At 65.9% G+C, this 20,481-nt stretch carries 23 protein-coding genes; 10 read left to right on the top strand and 13 right to left on the bottom strand.

All coding sequences use genetic code 11. From position 1 onward, the window contains the following. Positions 1-49: 49 nt before the first annotated feature. Positions 50-844, top strand: coding sequence for a lysophospholipid acyltransferase family protein (locus PNI01S_RS04345; protein ID WP_024766450.1), 795 nt, complete (start codon positions 50-52; stop codon positions 842-844). Positions 845-866: 22 nt separating this feature from the next. On the opposite strand, the gene PNI01S_RS04340 is transcribed toward PNI01S_RS04345, so the two are convergent. Continuing rightward, a complete protein-coding gene (locus PNI01S_RS04340; RefSeq protein ID WP_084357487.1) occupies positions 867-1,928 on the bottom strand; it encodes an SMP-30/gluconolactonase/LRE family protein in 1,062 nt (353 codons plus the stop codon). A 133-nt stretch (positions 1,929-2,061) separates the two neighbouring features. Between PNI01S_RS04340 and rnd the strand changes: the two genes are divergently transcribed. From rnd to PNI01S_RS04325, 3 genes are all read left to right on the top strand, one after another. Then, the gene (gene rnd / locus PNI01S_RS04335) at positions 2,062-3,201 is read left to right on the top strand and encodes a ribonuclease D (RefSeq protein WP_037007563.1); all 1,140 of its coding nucleotides are present in this window, start codon (positions 2,062-2,064) and stop codon (positions 3,199-3,201) included. A 33-nt stretch (positions 3,202-3,234) separates the two neighbouring features. Next, entirely contained in the window at positions 3,235-3,528 is a 294-nt protein-coding gene (locus tag PNI01S_RS04330) for a YcgL domain-containing protein (protein ID WP_084357486.1), read from the top strand. A 249-nt stretch (positions 3,529-3,777) separates the two neighbouring features. Next, a complete protein-coding gene (locus tag PNI01S_RS04325) occupies positions 3,778-4,710 on the top strand; it encodes a D-2-hydroxyacid dehydrogenase (RefSeq protein WP_084357485.1) in 933 nt (310 codons plus the stop codon). Positions 4,711-4,797: 87 nt separating this feature from the next. On the opposite strand, the gene PNI01S_RS04320 is transcribed toward PNI01S_RS04325, so the two are convergent. Then, positions 4,798-5,391, bottom strand: a complete 594-nt coding sequence (locus PNI01S_RS04320; RefSeq protein WP_024766455.1) for a nitroreductase family protein — start codon at positions 5,389-5,391, stop codon at positions 4,798-4,800. Positions 5,392-5,649: 258 nt separating this feature from the next. On the opposite strand from PNI01S_RS04320, the gene PNI01S_RS04315 reads away from it, so the two are divergent. Beyond that, positions 5,650-6,099 carry a YcgN family cysteine cluster protein gene (locus PNI01S_RS04315; RefSeq protein WP_024766456.1) on the top strand — a complete coding sequence of 150 codons (450 nt, stop codon included), beginning with the start codon at positions 5,650-5,652 and terminating at the stop codon, positions 6,097-6,099. A 1-nt stretch (position 6,100) separates the two neighbouring features. On the opposite strand, the gene PNI01S_RS04310 is transcribed toward PNI01S_RS04315, so the two are convergent. After that, positions 6,101-6,448: a CPCC family cysteine-rich protein gene (locus PNI01S_RS04310; protein ID WP_024766457.1), complete on the bottom strand. Its 348-nt coding sequence runs from the start codon at positions 6,446-6,448 to the stop codon at positions 6,101-6,103. Then, positions 6,448-8,508 carry a S9 family peptidase gene (locus tag PNI01S_RS04305; protein WP_084357484.1) on the bottom strand — a complete coding sequence of 687 codons (2,061 nt, stop codon included), beginning with the start codon at positions 8,506-8,508 and terminating at the stop codon, positions 6,448-6,450. The genes PNI01S_RS04310 and PNI01S_RS04305 overlap by 1 nt, the downstream gene beginning before the upstream one ends. A 98-nt stretch (positions 8,509-8,606) precedes the next feature. On the opposite strand from PNI01S_RS04305, the gene PNI01S_RS04300 reads away from it, so the two are divergent. The 4 genes from PNI01S_RS04300 (at position 8,607) to PNI01S_RS04285 (ending at position 10,980) form a co-directional block, all read left to right on the top strand. Continuing rightward, positions 8,607-9,077, top strand: a complete 471-nt coding sequence (locus PNI01S_RS04300) for an MFS transporter (RefSeq protein WP_084357601.1) — start codon at positions 8,607-8,609, stop codon at positions 9,075-9,077. 64 nt (positions 9,078-9,141) lie between these two features. Continuing rightward, the gene (locus tag PNI01S_RS04295) at positions 9,142-9,588 is read left to right on the top strand and encodes an HIT family protein (RefSeq protein ID WP_024766460.1); all 447 of its coding nucleotides are present in this window, start codon (positions 9,142-9,144) and stop codon (positions 9,586-9,588) included. A gap of 3 nt (positions 9,589-9,591) precedes the next feature. Further along, a complete protein-coding gene (locus tag PNI01S_RS04290; protein ID WP_024766461.1) occupies positions 9,592-10,365 on the top strand; it encodes a class II glutamine amidotransferase in 774 nt (257 codons plus the stop codon). A gap of 90 nt (positions 10,366-10,455) precedes the next feature. Next, positions 10,456-10,980 carry a DUF2937 family protein gene (locus PNI01S_RS04285; protein ID WP_024766462.1) on the top strand — a complete coding sequence of 175 codons (525 nt, stop codon included), beginning with the start codon at positions 10,456-10,458 and terminating at the stop codon, positions 10,978-10,980. Positions 10,981-11,085: 105 nt separating this feature from the next. Here PNI01S_RS04285 and PNI01S_RS04280 read toward each other — a convergent pair whose 3' ends face one another. From PNI01S_RS04280 to PNI01S_RS04265, 4 genes are all read right to left on the bottom strand, one after another. Next, positions 11,086-11,352 carry a DUF2790 domain-containing protein gene (locus PNI01S_RS04280; protein WP_024766463.1) on the bottom strand — a complete coding sequence of 89 codons (267 nt, stop codon included), beginning with the start codon at positions 11,350-11,352 and terminating at the stop codon, positions 11,086-11,088. A 259-nt stretch (positions 11,353-11,611) separates the two neighbouring features. Beyond that, positions 11,612-11,842 carry a hypothetical protein gene (locus PNI01S_RS04275; protein ID WP_024766464.1) on the bottom strand — a complete coding sequence of 77 codons (231 nt, stop codon included), beginning with the start codon at positions 11,840-11,842 and terminating at the stop codon, positions 11,612-11,614. 1 nt (position 11,843) lies between these two features. Further along, on the bottom strand, positions 11,844-13,271 hold the full coding sequence (ccoN, locus tag PNI01S_RS04270) for a cytochrome-c oxidase, cbb3-type subunit I (RefSeq protein WP_024766465.1): 1,428 nt from the start codon (positions 13,269-13,271) through the stop codon (positions 11,844-11,846). A gap of 150 nt (positions 13,272-13,421) precedes the next feature. Beyond that, positions 13,422-13,856 carry an NUDIX hydrolase gene (locus PNI01S_RS04265; protein ID WP_024766466.1) on the bottom strand — a complete coding sequence of 145 codons (435 nt, stop codon included), beginning with the start codon at positions 13,854-13,856 and terminating at the stop codon, positions 13,422-13,424. Between the two features lie 120 nt (positions 13,857-13,976). Between PNI01S_RS04265 and rluB the strand changes: the two genes are divergently transcribed. Next, positions 13,977-15,368 carry a 23S rRNA pseudouridine(2605) synthase RluB gene (gene rluB / locus PNI01S_RS04260; RefSeq protein ID WP_084357483.1) on the top strand — a complete coding sequence of 464 codons (1,392 nt, stop codon included), beginning with the start codon at positions 13,977-13,979 and terminating at the stop codon, positions 15,366-15,368. A gap of 165 nt (positions 15,369-15,533) precedes the next feature. Here rluB and PNI01S_RS04255 read toward each other — a convergent pair whose 3' ends face one another. The 5 genes from PNI01S_RS04255 to PNI01S_RS04235 form a co-directional block, all read right to left on the bottom strand. Continuing rightward, the gene (locus PNI01S_RS04255) at positions 15,534-16,460 is read right to left on the bottom strand and encodes a GGDEF domain-containing protein (RefSeq protein WP_024767040.1); all 927 of its coding nucleotides are present in this window, start codon (positions 16,458-16,460) and stop codon (positions 15,534-15,536) included. 267 nt (positions 16,461-16,727) lie between these two features. Next, on the bottom strand, positions 16,728-17,471 hold the full coding sequence (locus tag PNI01S_RS04250) for a YciK family oxidoreductase (protein ID WP_065327882.1): 744 nt from the start codon (positions 17,469-17,471) through the stop codon (positions 16,728-16,730). 53 nt (positions 17,472-17,524) lie between these two features. Next, positions 17,525-18,202 (bottom strand): N-acetylmuramic acid 6-phosphate phosphatase MupP, encoded by a 678-nt coding sequence (gene mupP, locus PNI01S_RS04245; protein WP_089285721.1) that lies wholly within the window; start codon positions 18,200-18,202, stop codon positions 17,525-17,527. Next, positions 18,199-18,897: a bifunctional 2-polyprenyl-6-hydroxyphenol methylase/3-demethylubiquinol 3-O-methyltransferase UbiG gene (ubiG, locus tag PNI01S_RS04240; protein ID WP_024767043.1), complete on the bottom strand. Its 699-nt coding sequence runs from the start codon at positions 18,895-18,897 to the stop codon at positions 18,199-18,201. Before ubiG ends, mupP begins: the two co-directional genes overlap by 4 nt. Positions 18,898-19,030: 133 nt before the next feature. Then, the gene (locus tag PNI01S_RS04235) at positions 19,031-20,356 is read right to left on the bottom strand and encodes a TRZ/ATZ family hydrolase (protein ID WP_038803316.1); all 1,326 of its coding nucleotides are present in this window, start codon (positions 20,354-20,356) and stop codon (positions 19,031-19,033) included. Between the last annotated feature and the right edge of the window lie 125 nt (positions 20,357-20,481).

Genomic DNA, 20,481 nt, shown 5'->3' with positions numbered 1-20,481 from the left:
ACGCATCATAAGGCTTGTATGAAGAAAAGTTGGTGGGGAGTTGGCGAACATGCTCAACCTGCAATCGGCGCCGCGCAAGGCCGGCCCGCTGCGAGTCGCCCTGGTGGGCCTGGCGACCGTTCTGATCACTCTGGGCTACAGCGTCCGGGTCCTGCTGCTGGGGGCCATCGGCCGGCTTCGTCGCGCCAAGGTCGACGGCTTCACACGCGACTGGTCCGCCAGCCTGTTGAGCCTGACCGGTGCGCGCCTGAGCCGCCACGGTGAGGTACCGGACTTCGGCGATGGCCGTCGTTACATGATCCTCTGCACCCATTCCAGCTTCTACGACATCCCGGCGATCTTCGTGACCATGCCCGGCTCGATCCGCATGCTGGCCAAGCGTGAGCTGTTTGCCGTGCCGGTATGGGGCGCGGCCATGCGGGCGGCGGAGTTTCCCTCCATCGACCGGCACAACCGCCACCAGGCCGTGGCGGACCTCGCCAGGGCGCGCGCGATGATGGAGAGCGGTATCGTGCTCTGGGCTGCGCCGGAGGGCACGCGTTCCAAGGATGGCAAGCTGCAGCCATTCAAGAAGGGCTGCTTCCGCCTGGCGCAGCAGACCGACGCGATCATTGTCCCGGTGGCGATTCGCGGCATTCAGCAATTGCTCCCGGCTGGCGGCCTGAAGCTGAATCTTGGCATGCCGGTGGAAGTGCATGTCGGCGCACCGATCGACTCCACCCGGTTCACCGAGCATGGCGTCGATGCGCTGATGAGCGAGGTGCGCGAGCGCATGCTGGAGTTGCTGGAGCCCTCCACCGTGCCCGTACCGGCGCCTGCCCTTAAGGAGCAGACGCCGGCCTGAGGCGTCAGTGAATCTGGAGCCTTCAGCGGATGGGCAGCCGTCCGATACGATCGTTCTCCAGGCTGCCCAGGTACAGCACACCGTTCACCGGCTTGGCCGAGGTCACCATGCGCAGGTGCTGGCCGCTGGTGTCATGCAGGCTGCGCAGGATCTCGCCCTTCTCGTTCACCTGGATCACGAGGCCATAGGGCACCGGCTTGGGCAGGACCGCGCGCGGCAGCTTGGTGAGCTGGCGTTTCAGCCAGGGCATCTGCTGGATCACATCGGCGTCTGCCTTGCGCGGCGAGGGCAGTGCAACCCAGAAGGTGCCGCTGCGGTCGCTGGCGAGGTTGTCCGGCAGGCCCGGCAGGTTGTCGATGAACACGTCGTGTTGTCCGGCCTTTTCGCCCTTGAGCCAGTAACGCGTGATGCGGTAGCGGTAGGTCTCGTTGACCAGGACGAAGTCCTCGTGCTGCGACAGCGCCACGCCGTTGGCGAAGTACAGGTCCTTGAGCAGCGTCTCGGTCTTGCCGGTGGCCGGGTCGTAGCGCAGCAGGCGGCCGTGGGGGCGGGCTTCGAGCAGGTCGAGGATGTAGTCGGGCTGATGGAAGCGGCTGGAGGCGTCGCTGAAATAGATGCGCCCGTCGCTGGCGATGTCCAGGTCATCGGTAAAGGCGAAGGGCACGCCGTCGGCCGAGTCGGTCAGTACGCGGATCTTGCCCTGCGGATCGATCTGAAGCAGGCCTTTCCAGGCATCGGCGACGATCAGGTTTCCGGCCTGGTCGAATGCCAGCCCGAGCGGGCGTCCGCCGGTTTCGACGAAGGTTTGCGCCTTGCCGTCGGCGCCGATGCGCACGATGCGTCCGTCGTCCAGGCCGGCAAACACCTGGCCCTGGCTGTCCACGGCGGTGTCTTCGGGGCCGACGATCTGGCCCTGGGCAAGCAGTTCGGCCTTCATCAGCGTGTCGTTGGGTTCCATCACGCCGGTCATCGGCGGCGCCTTGGGCGGCGTCCAGGCCAGCGGATCGATGGGGCTGGGCGTGAAGGCCAGGTAAACGGCGAGGGCGGCGACCAGCAGGACGACCAACCCGAGAAGCTTCTTCATGTAAAGCTGCCTTATTGTTGTTGTGAGCGGGGCAAAGCGTAGAGACCGCTGGCCGATCGTCACACACCGATGGCCGAGTGGAATGCTCGCACATCATGCATCTCTATATACTGCGCGCACCGAAACGAAGGAGATGTTCGTGACCGCCCTCGATATACAGTGGATTCGCGACGATACCACCCTGGAACGCAAGTGCCAGGACTGGAAAGAACTGCCGTACCTCGCGCTCGATACCGAGTTCATGCGTGTCGATACCTTCTACCCGGAAGCCGGGCTGGTGCAGGTGGGTGACGGCAGCGGCGTGTGGCTGATCGACCCGCTGCTGATCCGCGACTGGTCGCCGTTTGCCGCGTTGCTCGAATCGCCGCTGGTGGTCAAGGTGTTCCATGCCTGCGGCGAAGACCTGGAAGTATTCCAGCGCCTGACCGGCAGCCTGCCGCAGCCGCTGTTCGATACCCAGTTGGCCGCCGCCTACCTGGGCATGCCGCACTCCATGGGCTACTCCAAACTGGTGCTGGAAATCCTCGGCCTCGACCTGCCCAAGGATGAAACCCGCTCCGACTGGTTGCAGCGCCCGTTGACCGACATGCAGGTGCGTTACGCCGCCGAGGACGTGCAGCACCTGGCCGAGGTCTACGTGAAACTGGCGCCGCGCCTGAGCGACGAGAAATTGCAGTGGCTGCTGGCCGATGGTGCCGACCTCACTCAGAACCAGAGCCGCGTCAGCGATCCGCAGCAGGCTTACCTCGACGTCAAGTTGGCGTGGAAGCTCAATCCCCAGCAACTGGCCGTGCTGCGCGAACTGTGTGTCTGGCGCGAGGAGCAGGCGCGGTTGCGCAACAAGCCGCGCAACCATGTGCTGCGCGAGCATACCCTGTGGCCGCTGTCGCGCTTCCAGCCTGGCGACAAGGTTGCACTGGCACGCATCGACGACATGCACCCACGTACGGTGCGCCAGGACGGCGACACCCTGATCGCCTTGATCGCCCATGCAGCGAAGCTGCCAGAGGCAGAACGCCCGCAGCCCCTGCCCGAGCCGCTGCCGCGCGAGATCGCCCCGGTGCTGAAGAAGCTGCGCGAAGTCGGCCAGAAGGAAGCCGAGCGCCTGGACATGGCGCCCGAGCTGATGCTGCGCAAGAAGATTCTCGAGGCCCTGCTCAAGACCGGTTGGCCCAATGGCCCCTATCAACTGCCCGATTCGCTGCAAGGCTGGCGCCGCGAGCTGATGGGGCAGGCCCTGCTGGACAGCCTGGCTGCCCCGACTGCCGAATAACGCGGCCCACCCCATCACGCAGAAAGAACCGACATGAAACGCATCTGCTCCATCTACAAGAGTCCGCGCAAGAACGAGATGTACCTGTACGTCGACAAGCGCGAAGCCCTAAGCCGCGTTCCCGAGGCGCTGCTGGCGGCCTTTGGCGTGCCGAAGCACGCCTTCGACCTGGTCCTGAGTCCCGAGCGCCAGCTGGCTCGCGAAGACATCAACGTGGTGCTGGAAAACATCGAGAAACAAGGTTTCCACCTGCAGATGCCACCGGCCGAAGACGAGTACATCGAGCACCTGCCCGAAGAGCTGCTGCGGCGAAACGATCCAGTCTGATCCCGACTGGCTCGTCACTGCGCTCAGGCCGCGGATTTGCCCAGTGCTGGCACTGTGCAAGTTCGCGGCTTGAGCGCATTATGCGCGGAGAATAGGGTTCAACGGAGCGGAACGCTTGGTCTTTGGCTGTGTCTATAGCCGCCTGACTTCCCTAGAACTGACCACGTTTTATCCCAGGGAAGCTCCCTTGAAGCGAGTCCAGATGCGCCAGCCGGAAATGCACCACCGCTCGAAGCGAAAGGCCTGACCATGCGCCTGCTCGTACTCGATCGCGAACACTCCCTTTACGCCGCCCTGCTGATGGCGGCCGAACCCCGGTTGACGGTGATCTCCGGCAACAACCCCGATGGCCTGGTGGAAGCGGCGGCGGAGTGCCCGGTATGGCTCGGCGAGCCAACCCTGGCCGCGCAGCTGTTGCGCCACGGCGTGCACCCGGTGTGGATCCAGTCCAGCTGGGCGGGCATCACCCCGCTGCTGGCCGACGACTTGCCCAAGGACTACGCGCTGACCCGCGCCGTCGGCATCTTCGGCCAGGTCATGACCGAATACCTGCTCACCTACATGCTTGCCCACGAGCGCCAGTTCCTTGGTCGCCTGGCCAGCCAGGTCGGCGTGCAGTGGGACGACCGCTCGCCGGGCAGCCTGAGCGGCCGGCAGATCCTCATCGTCGGCACGGGCGAGATCGGCCAGGCCGTAGCGCATATGCTCGCGCCGTTCGGCGTCGAACTGGTCGGCGTGGCGAAGAACCCGCGCGCGCTGGTGCCCTTTGGCCGCATGGGCGGGCTGGATGACCTGCCGCGTCTGGCCGAGACCGCCGACTACGTGATCAACCTGTTGCCCGATACGCCGGAAACCGCCGATATCTACAACCTGGCGCTGTTCCAGCGGATGAAGCCCACCGCGCTGTTCCTCAACGCCGGGCGCGGCACTTCGGTGGTGGACGAGGACCTTGTCGCGGCGCTGGAAGCCAACCAACTGGCCGGCGCAGTGATCGATGTCTGCCGCCAGGAACCGTTGCCGACGTCGCACCCGTTCTGGCACACGCCGCGCCTGTTGCTGACTGGCCATACGGCGGCGCCGACCCTACCGGGCCTGCTCATCGAGCTGTTCCGCGACAACCTGACCCGCTTCTGGGCGGGACAGGCCATGCGTGGCGAGGTGGATTTCTCCCGCGGTTACTGATCGCTGTCGCACCGATGACATAAAAAAGGCCCCGATCGGGGCCTTTTCTTTTGTTCTGCTGTAGGGCGGAAAGTCCGGCGCTGGGCGTCAGAGCGAGAAATCGCCCTCGGCCACGATCTCCGCCAGCGGGCGGCGAGCATTGGGCACTTCGCGGGCTTGCAGGCTCTCGGAGAGGATCGACTTGTCGCCGAGCTTGCCGATGGCGATCACTGCGTGGATCTCATGATCCGCCGGGACTTTCAATTCGGTGCGCGCCAGCTCGCGGTCGAAGCCGGCCATGCCGTGGGTGTGCCAGCCAGCCAGGCTCGCCTGCAGGGCGAGGAAGCCCCAGGCGGAGCCGGTGTCGAAGCTGTGCCACAGGGCCGGTTTTTCTTCGCTGGAGCCGGGCGGGGCGAAGGTGGTCTTGGACAGAACGACGACCAGCGCCGAGGCGTGCTGCGCCCAGCCACGATTGAACTCGCCCAGCAGGTTCAGGTAGCGCTGCCAGTTCGGCGTGTCGCGCCGGGCGAAGAGGAAGCGCCAGGGCTGCGAGTTGAAAGAGGACGGTGCCCAGCGCGCGGCCTCGATGAAGCTCAGCAGGGTCTCCTGGGGAATGGCTTCGCCGTTGAAGGCGCGGGGCGACCAGCGATTGATGAATTGCGGGTCGATGGGGTGCTCGGAAACGCGAGGGTTGGCGCTCATGGTGGCTCCTTGAAGGGCGTGGAATCTGCCGATGGTGCCGTGGTCGGCCGGGCATCGCGGTGGGATCGGGCGGCGCGGCTGCGGGAAGCGGCTGGCGAGTCCTGCCTGATGTGTCGGCGGACCGGGCCCGTGGGGCGATCAAACTAACCAGCACGGCCCGCTCTGGCAAGTCTCGCGCGGTCAATGGTCGCCTGCGCTTGGCCTGCGAGCGCGGCGGGCTTAGACTTTGCGCCCCGTGAAATTGCCCCTGTACAAAAAATGGCCGCCAAAGTAGAGCCCTTCTGGAAACGCAAGACCCTTGACCAGCTCGACCAGGAAGAGTGGGAGTCGCTGTGCGACGGCTGCGGCCTGTGCTGCCTGCAGAAACTGGAGGACGAGGACGACGGCACCGTCTACTACACGCGCATCGCCTGCAAGCTGCTGGACCTGAAGACCTGCCGCTGCACCGACTACGCCAATCGCCGTGCCAGCGTGCCCGACTGCATCCAGCTCACCCCGGCCCAGGCCGATGAGTTCCAGTGGCTGCCGCCGACCTGCGGCTACCGCCTGGTGGCCGAGGGCAAGGACCTGCCGCTGTGGCACCACCTTGTCTGCGGTGATCCGGAGGCGGTGCACCATGAGCGCATCTCGCAGTCCGGCCGCATGCTTGCGGAGGGTTCGGTGCCCGAGGACGACTGGGAAGAACACCTGATCTTCCGCGCCGGCTGAGTCAGCCCGGCGTGGGTGTGCGCAACCAGTAGCAGGCTTCCTCACCGGTCAGTGGAGCCTCGCCATCCGGCAGGTCCACGCGCTTTTCCCAGAGCGGAAACCAGCGCTCGTCCTTCTCGTCGTCGATGGTCGCCGGGCGCACCTGCGCGCGGAAGCGCCGCTCGCATGCGCCCCATTGCACGAAGTTGACCTGCGCCTCGATCAGGCTGACGGCATTGGCGCCGCCGCGTGCGTCGGGGAAGCAGAGTTGCAGGTGATCGTCTTCCCAGAAGCAGATCTCGCAGATTTCGTACGACCCAGGAGGGTCGCCGAAACTGAAGTAGCCGCAGCACGGGCAGGTGTAGAGCATCAGGCGTTGCCTTCGATGCCCAGCACCTTGAACAGGAAGGCGTATTCCAGCGCTACGTCCTTCAGGCCCTGATAGCGTCCGCTCATGCCGCCGTGGCCGGCGCCCAGGTCGGTCTTGAGGAGCAGCAGGCGGTCGTCGGTCTTGCTGACGCGCAGCTTGGCTACCCACTTGGCGGCTTCCCAGTACTGCACGCGGCTGTCGTTGTAGCCGGCCACCACCAGCAGGGCGGGGTAGTCCTGGGCGCTGACGTTCTCGTAGGGCGCGTAGGCCTTGATCCGTGCGTAGACCTCCGGCTCCTGCGGGTTGCCCCATTCGTCGTACTCGGTGACGGTCAGCGGCAGGTCGGGGTTGAGCATGCTGTTGAGCACATCGACGAAGGGCACTTCGGCGATGGCCGCGGCGAACAGCTGTGGGCGCTGGTTGAGTACCGCGCCGATCAGCAGGCCGCCGGCACTGCCGCCGCTGATGGCCAGTTGCGCTGGGGTGCTGTAGCCGTGGTCCAGCAGATGTTCGGCGCAGGCGATGAAGTCGCTGAAGGTGTTCTGCTTGTGCGCCAGCTTGCCGGCGCGGTACCAGGCTTCGCCCAGCTCGCCGCCGCCGCGAACGTGGGCGATGGCGAAGACGAAGCCACGCTCCAGCAGGCTCAGGCGGGCGTGGGAGAACCAGGGGTCGAGGCTCTCGCCATAGGCGCCGTAGCCATAGAGATAGAGCGGGGCGGGCTTGCCGCGGGCGACGTTTTCCAGCACGTCGCGGCGGCCGACCAGGCTGATCGGCACCTGTACGCCGTCAGCGGCGTCGGCCCAGAGGCGGCGGCTTTCGTAGGCGTCGGCGTCGAATGGGCCTTCTACCGGCGTTTCCTTCAGAACCTTTTGCTCTCCGCTTGAAAGATTCAACTGTCGGATCTGCGCCGGTCGGTTGAGGGCCTCGTAGCGCAGGCGGATCGTGGCGCTGTCGAACTCCAGGCTGTCCTGCACGTACAGGTTATAGGCGGCGTCCGGCAGGTCCACCCGGTGTGCCGGTTGTCCATGGGGATGGACTTCGACGATCGGCAGGCCGCCTTCGCGCAGGCTCAGGGTGAGTGCGCTGGCGTTCAGGGTGAGGCCTTCCAGCATCACGTCGTCACGGTGCGCCACCAGCTCCTGCCAGTGGGCGCGGGTGGGTTGCGTCTCGCTGGCGTGGTAGAGGGCGAAGTTGATGCCGGCCTGGTTGCTGCGGATCATCCAGGCCCAGTCGCCGTTCAGGCGACCGTGGTCCGGGTAGTACTCGTGGTCTTCCTCCCGTGGTGCCAGGCAGACGAACTCGCCCTCGGGCGTATTGGCATCCAGTACCCAGGCTTCACTGGTGGTCTTGCTGTTGAGCAGCAGGATCAGCTGGCGTTCGGAACTGGCGCGGTAGCAGTTGAGGAAGAAGCGCCCGTCGGGCTCCTCGAAGATCAGCTGCGCGCCGCTCTCGCCCAGGCTGTGGCGGTAGAGCTTGTGCGGGCGGTGGGTGTCGTCCAGCTCACCGAAGAACAGGGTGCGGTTGTCGTTGGCCCAGGTCAGGCTGCCATCGCAGTCCTCGAAGGGCAGGGTGGTGACGCTGCCGTCAGCCAGTTCCTTCACGTACAGGGTGTAGATCTCGTCGCCGCTGGTATCCAGGCTGTAGGCCAGCTTCGAATGATCGGGGCTGATGCTGAAGGCGCCCACGGACAGGAAGCCATCGCCGGCCAGGGCGTTGGGGTCCAGCAGCAGCTCTTCGGCGCTCGCGTCGACGGTGAGCGAGCCGTCGGCCGGGCGGGGGCTGCGGTAGTGGCGCGGGTACTCGTCGCCGGCAGTGGTGCGCTGGTAGTAGAGCCAGGGGCCCCAGGGCGTGGGCAGCGACAGGTCGGTTTCGCGGATGCGGCCCTTGATCTCCTGGAACAGGGTTTCGCGCAGTTTCGTCTGAGGAAGAAGCTGATCTTCCAGGTAGGCATTTTCTGCTTTCAGGTAGTCGAGGACGTCCTCGGCGTCACGGTTTTCCAGCCAGGCATACGGATCGGCGGCGGCTTCGCGGCGGGCGATGGGGGGCTGGCGGTCGGTCATGGTGGCTCCTCGGGACGGCATGGGGGACGCCCGGATGCGCACCCATGGGGAAAAGCGGCTATCATACGCACCCCTCTGTCGACACCGCACGCACGCGCATGAACGAACACGATTACACGCTTGCCTGGGGCGCCTATATCGCCGCCGGCCTTGGCCTGACCCTGGTCTGGTTCCTGATGACCGGCTGGATGTGGCGCTGGATGCGCGAGCCGCTGCGGGTGATCGTCATCGTCCTGCTGTTCACCCCGACCCCGGTGGACCCGGCGAACAACCTGTATGCTCCGGCTATCGCGATCACCGCGCTGGACGTGGTGTTCAAGGTTGGCAACAACGCCTGGCGCGCCGTCTCCGACCTTGCCCTGGTGCTGCTGGCGGCATTCGGTGTGTACCTGCTGTTCGTGCTCATCCGCTGGCCGCTGGAGCGCTCGCTGAAGAAGCGCCGCCAGGAAAAGGTCGACGAAGACGAGCCGACCCTGCGCCAGCTGATGCAACCGCAGCTGATGCCCGACGTTGACAGCCGCACCGACGATCACGGCGAGCGCCGCATGCGGATCGAACCGCGCCTGTAGTCCGGCCTTGCGTACTGCCCCGCACGCGTCCAGCATGAACTGAACGGCCTTTGCAGGAGTTCCCATGGACTGCGTGTTCTGCGCCATCGCGGCCGGTCGCGTGCCGGCCCGTACCCTCTACGAAGACGACCATTTCATCGTGCTGCTGGACATCTATCCGCTGCGCCCCGCGCACCTGCTGCTGGTCGCCCGCGAGCACGCGGCCTTCCTGCACCAGCTCTCCGAGGCTGCGCAGCAGGACCTGATCCCGTTGGCCGAACGCATGGAGCGGGTGCTGCGTCGCGCCGGCTACGGGCGAGTCGGCATCAACCTGCTGGTCAACGACGGCCCCGCGGCCAACCAGCACGTCGCACATTTTCATCTGCACCTTATCCCGCGTGAGTTGAACGACCTGCCAGCCCTGCTGCTGCGCGCGCTGACGCGGTTCCTGCCACTGGGGCGGAAAAGGATGCAGAATCGCCTGGAACGCGAGCTGCATCAGCTGCGCGAGGCACTGATGGAGGAGAACTGATTCATGTGCGAGTTGCTCGGCATGAGCGCCAACGTCCCGACGGACATCGTCTTCAGCTTCACCGGGCTGATGCAGCGCGGCGGCGGCACAGGCCCGCACCGTGACGGCTGGGGCATCGCCTTTTATGAGGGGCGCGGTGTGCGGCTGTTCCAGGACCCGTCCGCCAGCGTCGACTCGGAAGTCGCGCGGCTGGTGCAGCGCTACCCGATCAAGAGCGAAGCGGTGATCGGCCACATCCGCCAGGCCAACGTCGGCAAGGTCTGCCTGGCCAACACCCATCCGTTCGTGCGCGAGATGGGCGGCCGCTACTGGACCTTTGCCCACAACGGCCAGCTCGCCGACTTCCATCCCGAACCCGGTCTCTACCGCGCGGTGGGCGACACCGACAGCGAAGCGGCCTTCTGCGACCTGCTCAACCGCGTGCGGCGTGCCTTTCCCGAGCCCGTACCGGTGGAGGTGCTGCTGCCCACGCTGGTGACTGCCTGCGCGTCCTATCGCGAGAAGGGGGTGTTCAACTGCCTGCTCAGTGACGGTGACTGGCTGTTCACCTTCTGTTCCACCAAGCTGGCGTGGATCACCCGCCGTGCGCCCTTCGGGCCTGCGCGCCTGAAGGACGCCGATGTCACCGTGGACTTCCAGTCGGAAACCACACCCAACGACGTGGTCACGGTGATCGCCACCGAGCCGCTGACCGACAACGAGAACTGGACCCTGATGCAGGGCGGCGAGTGGATGCTCTGGTGGCGTGGCGAGATCGTCACCCAGGGGCGCATCTGAGCGGGACGTGAAGCATTCCCGGAACGTGGACGCGGCAAGCGGGAGAATCCCGCGTTGCCTTGCACATCATAAGAACGAAAGGGGGAAAGAATGCTGCGCAGCTATGTACGCATGGTGCTGTTCGCACTGGGTCTGATGGTCGCGGTCCAGATTCCGGGTTTCATCAAGGACTACGCGCAACGCGTCGATGCCCACCGCATCGAGGCAACGCAGGCGCTGCAAGGCTTCAAGGACACCTCGGGGCAGTTCTTCAAGGGCGACCTGAGCGCCCTGGTGGCGCATTACCGCGGCAGCGCCGACCCGGTATTCCAGCGCGACGCCGACAATATCGAGCGGTTGATGCGTCGCGCCCAGTTGTTCGACAACGAATGGCAGGCGTTGCAGGGCACCTGGTACCAGCGTGCACTGCACATGCTCACCTCGCCGAATCACGAACTGCTGCAGGAAACCTACGAGAACTACCGCTACCAGGTGATGCTGGAGCCCGAGGCAATTGGCTGGGCGCTGGCCGGTGGTCTGTTGCTGGCATGGATCGCCGAGGTACTGATGGCCTCGGTGGCGGCGCTGGTCGGCCTGGGGGACAACCGGCGCGCTTCGCGGCGGCATTGGAACTGAGCGACATCACCTGGCGGCGGGCCACTCATCAGGATCGCCCCCCGGTCGCCACCACTGGCTCGCGGGGTTTGGCCAAGACGGCCGGAGGGCGATGCTAGGCAAGGCTCAGCCCTGGCTGGTGCTGCCGCCCCATTCGAGGAAGCGGACCTTGTGGGTCTGGCCTTCGTGATCCTGGTAGACCATGTACGCCGGCACGATGCCGACCTTGCCGGAGTTGTCGGTGCGGTGCAGGACCTTGTCGACGTCCAGGGACATGCCGTAGTGGTATTCGGTGACCGGCAGGTCGGCGCCGGGGTTCTTGATTGCGTCCTGGGCAAAAGCCATCGGGGCGAGGCTGGAGATGACAGCCGACACGACAGAGGCAAGCTTCATTCTTTATTTCCTCGGTGAAGGACCCGGTCAGGGATCCTTGAGTGGGATGGAAAGCCCCACCGGGGAGCACTGGCATCGATGATGTCTGTCCTGGGGTCCAGACAGGACAGGGGACGATGCTGCAGGCGTCCATCAGGTGGCGGGGCACGGGAGTGATATTCCGCCTCCGCACGCCCGCCGGGAAATTGATGTGCTTGCTAATGAAAATTGATGAAGGTGATGTGGCGCTCTGTCGCAGGCCTGACCGCAAACTGGCGCGCTAGGGCTGCCAGTCGCGCCAGTGTTCGCAGTCGCCCCTGCACTGGCCGGGGCAGGCGCAACCGGTGCGGCTGCGCCCGGTGGCCTTTTCCATGCGCCGGGCCACTTCCTCGTCATCGGCGAAGGGCAGCATGCTGGCCTCCTCGATACCGCGCTGGCGGTGCGCCCGCAGGCTCCAGCCGACGCCGAAATACAGTGCCAGCAGGCCGCCCAGCCCCAGCCAAAGTGTCATCTCAGGCCATCCGCTCGGCGACACGCATCGCCTCGGGGCGCGCCTGGCGCACGGTGACCCAGGTATTCCAGGCCATCAGCAGCATGCCGCTGAGGAACATCAGCCCGCCGGTCATGCGCACCACGAAGCCGGGGTGGCTGGCCTGCAGCGCTTCGACGAAGGAGTAGGTGAGCGTGCCGTCGGCGTTCACCGCCCGCCACATCAGGCCCTGGGTGATGCCGTTGACCCACATCGAGGCGATGTAGAGCACCGTGCCGATGGTGGCCAGCCAGAAGTGAGCGTTGATCAGACCGATGCTGTGCATCTGTTCGCGACCGAAGACCTTGGGAATCAGGTGATAGAGCGAGCCGATGGAAATCATCGCTACCCAGCCCAGCGCGCCGGCATGGACGTGGCCGATGGTCCAGTCAGTGTAGTGAGACAGGGCGTTGACGGTCTTGATCGCCATCATGGGGCCCTCGAAGGTCGACATCCCATAGAACGCCAGGGAAACCACGAGGAAGCGCAGGATCGGGTCGGTGCGCAACTTATGCCAGGCGCCGGAGAGGGTCATCATGCCGTTGATCATCCCGCCCCAGCTCGGCGCCAGGAGGATCAGCGACATCACCATGCCCAGGCTCTGCGCCCAGTCGGGCAGGGCGGTGTAGTGCAGGTGGTGCGGGCCGGCCCAGATATAGAGAGTGATCAGCGCCCAGAAGTGCACGATGGACAGTCGGTAGGAATACACCGGGCGTCCGGCCTGCTTGGGCACGAAGTAGTACATCATCCCGAGGAAGCCGGTGGTGAGGAAGAAGCCCACCGCGTTGTGCCCGTACCACCACTGCACCATGGCGTCGGTGGCGCCGGAGTAGACCGGGTAGGACTTGAACCAGTCCACCGGAATGGCCAGGTGGTTGACGATGTGCAGCATCGCCGTGACCAGGATGAAGGCGGCGAAGAACCAGTTGCCCACATAGATGTGCGGCGTCTTGCGCTTCATCAGCGTGCCGAAGAACACCACCGCGTAGGCGACCCAGACGATGGCCATCCACACGGCGCCGGTGAATTCGATCTCGGCGTATTCCTTGGTGGTGGTGTAGCCCAGCGGCAGGCTGATCATCATCACCACGATCAGCGCCTGCCAGCCCCAGAAGGTAAAGGCCGCGAGGCTGTCGGAAAACAGCCGCGTCTGGCAGGTGCGCTGCACCGTGTAGTAGCTGGTGGCGAACAGCGCGCAACCGCCGAAGGCGAAGATCACCAGGCTGGTGTGCAGCGGGCGCAGGCGCCCGAAACTGGTCCATGGCAGGTCCAGGTTCAGTTGCGGCCAGACCAGTTGGGAGGCGATCAGTACCCCCATGGCCATGCCGACGACGCCCCAGACCACCGTCATGATGGCGAATTGGCGAACCACCTTGTAGTTGTACGCCTGCTCCGTGCTTCTCGAGTTCATGCTGGATTCCCGCTTGTGACAGAACGTCCGGGCGCACCCCTGGAGGAAAACCAGGGCGCTCCGGTGAGCGGGCAATCTAGGAAAATGCGGGCGGGGGAAACAGATTCAGATGGGCCGCTCAAATGCGTATCAGCGGCCCGGCGCGCGGATTCAGGCGATGTCCATGCGCCCTGCGAGGAAATGCCGCAGGCGTTCCTGCAGGTAACCCACCGCCTGTTCCTCGGCGAGATATTCGCTGACGCGCATCAGCCGCCAGTACTGGCCTTCATCGCCGAAACGGATGGCCTCGAACTCGTTCTGTTGCAGCCGCGCCACCAGGAACCAGGCCCAGGGCGCGGGGCCGTGCGTAGCAGGGTAGCGGCGCTGCCATTCGATGCGTTGCTCGCCCAGGCGTAGGCCAAACTCTTCTTCCAACTCGCGCAGCGCGCATTGCGCCGGGGTCTCGTCGCCTTCGCGGCCGCCGCCAGGAAAGTCCCAGCAACCGGGGTAGGGGATTCCCGGCTTGTCGTCGCGCTTGTAGACCACCAGTTGGCCCCCATGGAACAGCGCCAGCTTGGCCCCGGTGAAGTCGTCTTCGCGCTGCATGGCTTCATTCCCCTGTAAGTCGACTAGTCTTTCCCGACTGCGGGCGGTGCTTTGCCGCGCACAAGCGCGTATGATGCGCGACCTTTTTCTTCGTTGCACGACACACCGGGAGGTGCCGAGATGAACGACCAGCACGAAAACACCGAACTGACCCCCGCTCCGGAAGGCGAAAAGCTGCAGAAGGTCCTGGCCCGCATGGGCGTGGGCTCGCGCCGCGACGTCGAGGCCTGGATCGAGGAAGGCCGGGTCAAGGTCAATGGCGCCGTCGCCACCCTTGGCCAGCGCGTGGGCGACCGCGATGCCATCGCCGTCGATGACCGCCTGCTCAAGCGCGAGAAGATCGAAGAGCATGTGCGCCGCGTCCTGATCTACAACAAGCCCGAAGGCGAAGTCTGCACCCGCGACGATCCGGAAGGCCGTCCGACCGTGTTCGACCGCCTGCCGCGCCTGCGCAGCGGCCGCTGGATCAACGTCGGCCGTCTGGACATCAACACCACCGGCCTGCTGATGTTCACCACCGACGGCGAGCTGGCCAACCGCCTGATGCACCCGTCCTACGAGATGGACCGCGAGTACGCCGTACGCGTGCGCGGTGAAGTCGACGAAGAGATGATCGAACGCCTGAAAGCCGGCGTGATGCTCGAAGACGGCCCCGCCAAGTTCAGCGACATCCAGGAAGCGCCTGGCGGCGAAGGCTTCAACCACTGGTACCACGTGGTGGTGATGGAAGGCCGTAACCGCGAAGTTCGTCGTCTGTGGGAATCCCAGGGCGTGATCGTCAGCCGCCTGAAGCGCGTGCGCTTCGGACCGGTGTTCCTGACCTCCGAACTGACCATGGGCCGCTACCGCGAAATGGGCCAGCGCGAGCTGGACATCCTCAGCGAGGAGGTCGGCCTGACCCCGGTCGCCCTGCCGGCCGTTTCCACCAAGACCAAGGAAAAGGTCGAGCGCCAGGAGCGCAAGCTCGGCAAGAAGCTCGCGCCCAGCGAGCGTCCGGGCCGTGGTTCGCGCACCCGCACCGAGCGCGCCGAAGGCGAGCGTCCGCAGCGTGCTCCGCGCCCGGCGGCTGGCGAGCGTCCGGCTCGTGGTCCGCGCGATTCCGACGAGCGTCCGTCTCGTGCCCCGCGCGATGCCGGTGATCGTCCTGCCCGTAGCCCGCGTGGCGATTCCGCTGACAGCCGCGCTCCGCGCAAGCCGCGTGACGCTGGCAGTGATCGTCCTGCCCGTGGCCCGCGTAGCGACGCTGGTGAAGGCCGCGCTCCGCGCAAGCCGCGTGACGCTGGCAGTGATCGTCCTGCTCGCGCTCCTCGCGATGCCGGTGATCGTCCGGCCCGTGGCCCGCGTAGCGATGCCGGTGAGAACCGTGCGCCGCGCAAGGCTCCGAGCGACCGTCCGGCGCGCGAAAAAGGCGCCCCGCTGGCCGAGCGTCCCGGCAAGCCGGTGCGCAAGCCGATCGCCAAGCGCCGTCCGCAGGCTGCCGGTGACGGCATGCGTCCGGGCTTCAAGCGCTAAGCGTCAGCGGTAAATGGAAAAGGGCTCCTCGGAGCCCTTTTTCTTGCCTGCGATTTAGCGGAAGTCTTCTGTAGGAGCGAGCTTGCTCGCAAACCCGCTTGACGCCAGAGCTACCGGGAAGTCCGTTCGCGAGCAAGCTCGCTCCTACAGGGGGCTCTCGCTGGGTCAGCTGGCGCAGGCCAGTCGGTTGCGCCCATCGCGCTTGGCTTCGTAAAGCGCGCTGTCGGCGCGGCGCAGCAGATCATCCACCGACTCGCCGCCATTGAGGGTGGCGCAGCCCAGGCTGATGGACAGCGGCAAGCGTTTGCCGCCGGCGGCCAGGTTCAGCTCCTCCACGGCAGCCCGCAGCCGTTCGCCTACCTGCACGGCGGCGACGCCGGGGGTGTTGGACAGCAGCACGAGGAATTCCTCGCCGCCAAAGCGGAACACCATGTCGACATTGCGCAGGCTGTTCTTCAGCGCCGTTGCCACGGCGCGCAAGGCATCGTCGCCGACGCTGTGGCCGTGCTCGTCGTTGATCTGCTTGAAGTGGTCCAGGTCGAGCATGAGGATCGACAGTGGCAGCAGGTGGCGCCGGGCTACCTCGACCTCGCGCCCCAGGGTCTGGTCCATGGCAATGCGGTTGCCGGTGCCGGTCAGCGCATCGCGGAGCGCCGATTGCACGGCGGCGCGGTAGAGCAGGGCGTTGCGCAGGGGATAGAGCAGGCAGGCCATCAGCGATTCCAGCTGCGAAAGCTCCACCTCGGAGAAGCGCCGGGCACGACGGAAGCTGATCTCGCCGAGGTATTCGCTGGCGTGGGTCAGGCGGTAGTCGGCACTGTGCCGGGCCGCTTCGCCGAACTCCAGGCGCAGGTCGGCGCCGGCGTGGTAGTACGCCAGGTAGGCCACTGGCAGCAACTGCTGGATCTCGCGGAAGAACACCGCGAGGATGCGGTCAGCCTCCAGGCTCACCTGCAATTGCAGGTTCAGCTGCTGGCGCAGTTCCAGCAGCTCCAGCGGACGCCGCGAGGGTGTGCGGATGTCCTGGCTGGCCGCGCGCTGGAGCTTGGCAGCATCGAAATCGATGGTATTGGAGTGCTTGGGAGGAACCATGGCGGCGACCATTTTTACGGCGTTTGCAGGGACAGAGCGATTTCCGTGCCAGGGCGCGGAAAGGCCTGAAAAGACGCCGTATTGACCGATCGGTGGTGGTCAGGGTTCCCAGTCGGGGAAAGGTTTCGCCAGAAGTCTGGCGAAATAGTGGCACTTTGCCGGAGGGGAGAGCGGGGCGGAGCCAGAAAAATGGCGGGAGGCGGCGTGGTTGCTGGGCTGCAGGCCGACGCCGCTGGTACGCCAGTACCGATTGTGCAGGGCCGGACCTCAGTCCTGGGCGTTGAAGGCCTGACCGTTCACACCCTTGCTGTCCGGACCCATCAGGTACAGGTAGACCGGCATGATGTCTTCGGGCGCCGGGTTGTTGTAAGCGTTCTCGCCCGGGTAGGCATGAGCGCGCATCGCGGTGCGGGTGGCGCCCGGGTTGACGCTGTTGGCGCGCACGCGGGTGATGTCCTCGCACTCGTCCGCCAGAACCTGCATCAGCCCCTCGGTGGCGAACTTCGACACCGCGTAGGCGCCCCAGTAGGCGCGGCCCTTGCGGCCGACGCTGCTGGAGGTGAAGACCACCGAGGCGTCCTCGGAGAGCTTGAGCAGCGGCAGCAGGGTGTGGGTGAGGCTGAACATGGCGTTGACGTTCACCTGCATGACACGGGTGAAGTTGTCGGTGGAAATCTGCTCGATGGGCGAGCGCAGGCCGAGGATCGAGGCGTTGTGCAGCAGACCGTCGAGCTTGCCGAACTCTTTCTCGATCATGGCCGCCAACTCGTCGTACTGGTGCGGCAGGGTGGTTTCCAGGTTCAGCGGGATGACCACCGGTTCCGGGTGGCCGGCGGCAACGATCAGGTCATAGACCTCGTTGAGGTAGTCCTCGGTCTTGCCCAGCAGCAGCACGGTCGCACCGTGTGCGGCGAAGGCGAGCGAGGCGGCCCGGCCGATGCCGCGGCCGGCGCCGGTCACGAGGATCACGCGGCCCTTGAGCAGGTCGGGGCGGGCGGAATAGTCGAACATGGTTTCTCCTTGGCGGAACCCGTCAGCGCGCTGGCGGGCTCGCGAGGTTCGGTTCAGCAGGAGCAGAGGGCGCGGTCGAGAACCGCCAGCAGGTCGCGGGGATGGTCGACGATGACGTCGGCGCCCCAGTGCGCGGGGTTGTCGTCCGGGTGGATGTAGCCGTAGCGCACGGCGGCGGTCTTGGTCCCGGCGGCGCGGCCGGACTCGATGTCGCGCAGGTCGTCACCGATGAACAGCACCTGCGACGGGTCGATGTTCAGCTGGCTGCAGGCCAGCAGGAGCATTTCCGGGTCCGGCTTGCTGTTCTTCACGTGGTCCGGGCAGACCAGCACCGCGGAGCGCTCGGCCAGGCCCAGCTGCTGCATGATCGGCGCGGCGAAGCGCACCGGCTTGTTGGTCACCACGCCCCAGATCAGGCGGGAGCGCTCGATGCTCTCCAGCAGTTCCGCCATGCCCTCGTACGGACGGGTGAAGACGGCGCAATGCTCCTGGTAGCGGTCGAGGAATTCCTGGCGCAGGGTCTCGAAGCCAGGCGCTTCCGGGTCCATGTCGAAGGTCGCGGCAACCATGGCGCGGGCGCCACCTGACACCACGTCCTGGATGCGCTGGTCGTCGATCGGCGCGCGGCCATGGGCGGCGAGCATCGCCTGGCACACGGCGACGAAGTCCGGCGCGGTGTCCAGCAGGGTGCCGTCCATGTCGAAGAGAACCGCTTTGAGCATGCGATTCACTCCTCCCGCAGGGTCTGGATCATGTAGTTGACGTCGACATCGTTGGCCAGCTTGTAGTGCTTGGTCAGCGGGTTGTAGGTCAGGCCGATGATGTCCTTGACCGCCAGGCCGGCGTCGCGCGACCAGGCACCCAGCTCGGAGGGGCGGATGAACTTCTTGAAGTCATGGGTGCCGCGCGGCAGCAGGCGCATCACGTATTCCGCACCGACGATGGCGAACAGGTAGGCCTTCGGGTTGCGGTTGATGGTGGAGAAGAACACCTGGCCGCCGGGCTTGACCATCTTGTGGCAGGCGCGGATCACCGAGGCCGGGTCGGGCACGTGCTCGAGCATTTCCAGGCAGGTCACTACGTCGAACTGCTCGGGCATTTCCTCGGCCAGCTCTTCGGCGGTGATGCGGCGGTATTCCACCGGCACGCCGGACTCCAGCTGGTGCAGCTGGGCGACTGCCAGGGGCGCTTCGCCCATGTCGATGCCGGTGACGGTAGCGCCGCGCTGGGCCATGGCTTCGCTGAGGATGCCGCCGCCGCAGCCGACGTCGAGGACCTTCTTGCCGGCGAGGCTGACGCGCTCGTCGATCCAGTTGACCCGCAGCGGGTTGATGTCGTGCAGGGGCTTGAACTCGCTTTCGCGGTCCCACCAGCGGTGGGCGAGGGCCTCGAATTTGGCGATCTCGGCGTGGTCGACGTTGCTCATGGTGTCCCTATTGATCAAAAAGCTGGAAACGAAGACTGGCTATGATGCCAGCTTCGTCGAATGGATGGGGCGCGGCATGACAGATTGTCGCAGCGCTGGACCGAGGCAGGCGCTGCGACAGGATGGCAGGGGCTCAGGCACCGGCGATCTTGCGTCCCCACTCGCCTGCTACGGCGATCAGGCGCTCTTCGTCCAGGCGGGTGAGCTTGCCGTCATCCAGCAACTGCTTGCCGCCGACCCAGACGTGGCGCACGCAGTCGCGGCCGCTGGCGTAGATCAGCTGGGAAACCGGCTCGTACACCGGCTGCTGGGCCAGTCCGGAAAGGTCGAAGGCTGTGATATCGGCAGCCTTGCCCAGTTCCAGGCTGCCGGTTTCCTGTTCCATGCCCAGCGCGCGGGCGCCATTCAGGGTGGCCATGCGCAGGGCACGGTGGGCGTCCAGCGCGGTGGCCTGGCCGGCCACGGCCTTGGCCAGCAGGGCGGCCGTACGGGTTTCGCCGAGCAGGTCGAGGTCATTGTTGCTGGCCGCGCCGTCGGTGCCGATGGCCACGTTGACTCCGGCCTGCCACAGGCGCTCCACCGGGCAGAAGCCGCTGGCCAGCTTGAGGTTGGATTCGGGGCAGTGCACCACCGAACTGTTGGTCTCCACCAGCATGGCCAGGTCTTCGTCGTTCACCTGGGTCATGTGCACGGCCTGGAAGCGCGGGCCGAGCAGCCCCAGGCGATGCAGGCGGGCCAGCGGGCGTTCGCCGTGCTTCTCCAGCGCCTGCTGGACCTCGAAGGCAGTCTCATGGACGTGCATATGAATGCCGGCGTCCAGTTCCTCGGCAAGCATCAGGATGTTTTCCAGCTTGTCGTCGCTGACCGTGTAGGGCGCGTGCGGGCCGAAGGCGACCTTGATGCGCGGGTGATGCTTGAGGTCGTCGCGCAGTGCCAGGCCCTGGCGGATGGCGTCGTCGGCGTCGCGGGCGCCGGGGACCGGGAAATCCAGTACCGGCACGCTGATCTGCGCGCGAACGCCGGCCTTGTGCACCACCTCGCAGGCCACCTGCGGCAGGAAATACATGTCGGAGAAGCAGGTGATGCCGCCCTTGAGCTGCTCGGCGATGGCCAGTTCCGTGCCATCACGGACGAAGTCCTCGCTGACCCACTTGGCTTCTGCCGGCCAGATGTGCTCCTGCAGCCAGGTCATCAGTGCCAGGTCGTCCGCCAGGCCGCGGAACAGGCTCATCGCCGCATGGCCGTGGGCGTTGATCAGGCCGGGGGAGAGCAGCATGCCCGGCAGTTCGCGGGTTTCCGCCGCCGGATGGCGCAGCGCTTCGGCGCGCGGGGCGAGCAGGGCGATGCGACCGTCGCGGATGCCCAGGCCATGGTCACGCAGGACGATGCCGGCGGGCTCCACGGGGACAATCCAGGTGGGGAAGAGCAGCAGGTCGAGCGGGACTTTGGTGGTGGGCATATGGCGCATCCTGGGCGCGATAATAAAGCGCCCGAGTATAGCCGAGCGCCACCGCCGCAGGCTCGGTATACTCGGCGCTTTTACCCGCCTGCGCGGGAAGATTCCTGGGGGCCGGGAAAGGCCCG

It is taken from the genome of Pseudomonas nitroreducens NBRC 12694 (assembly GCF_002091755.1).
In the GTDB taxonomy this organism is placed as follows: domain Bacteria; phylum Pseudomonadota; class Gammaproteobacteria; order Pseudomonadales; family Pseudomonadaceae; genus Pseudomonas; species Pseudomonas nitroreducens.
Note: the sequence above shows the minus strand (reverse complement) of the source record. Positions and strands in the feature narration are given on the sequence as shown.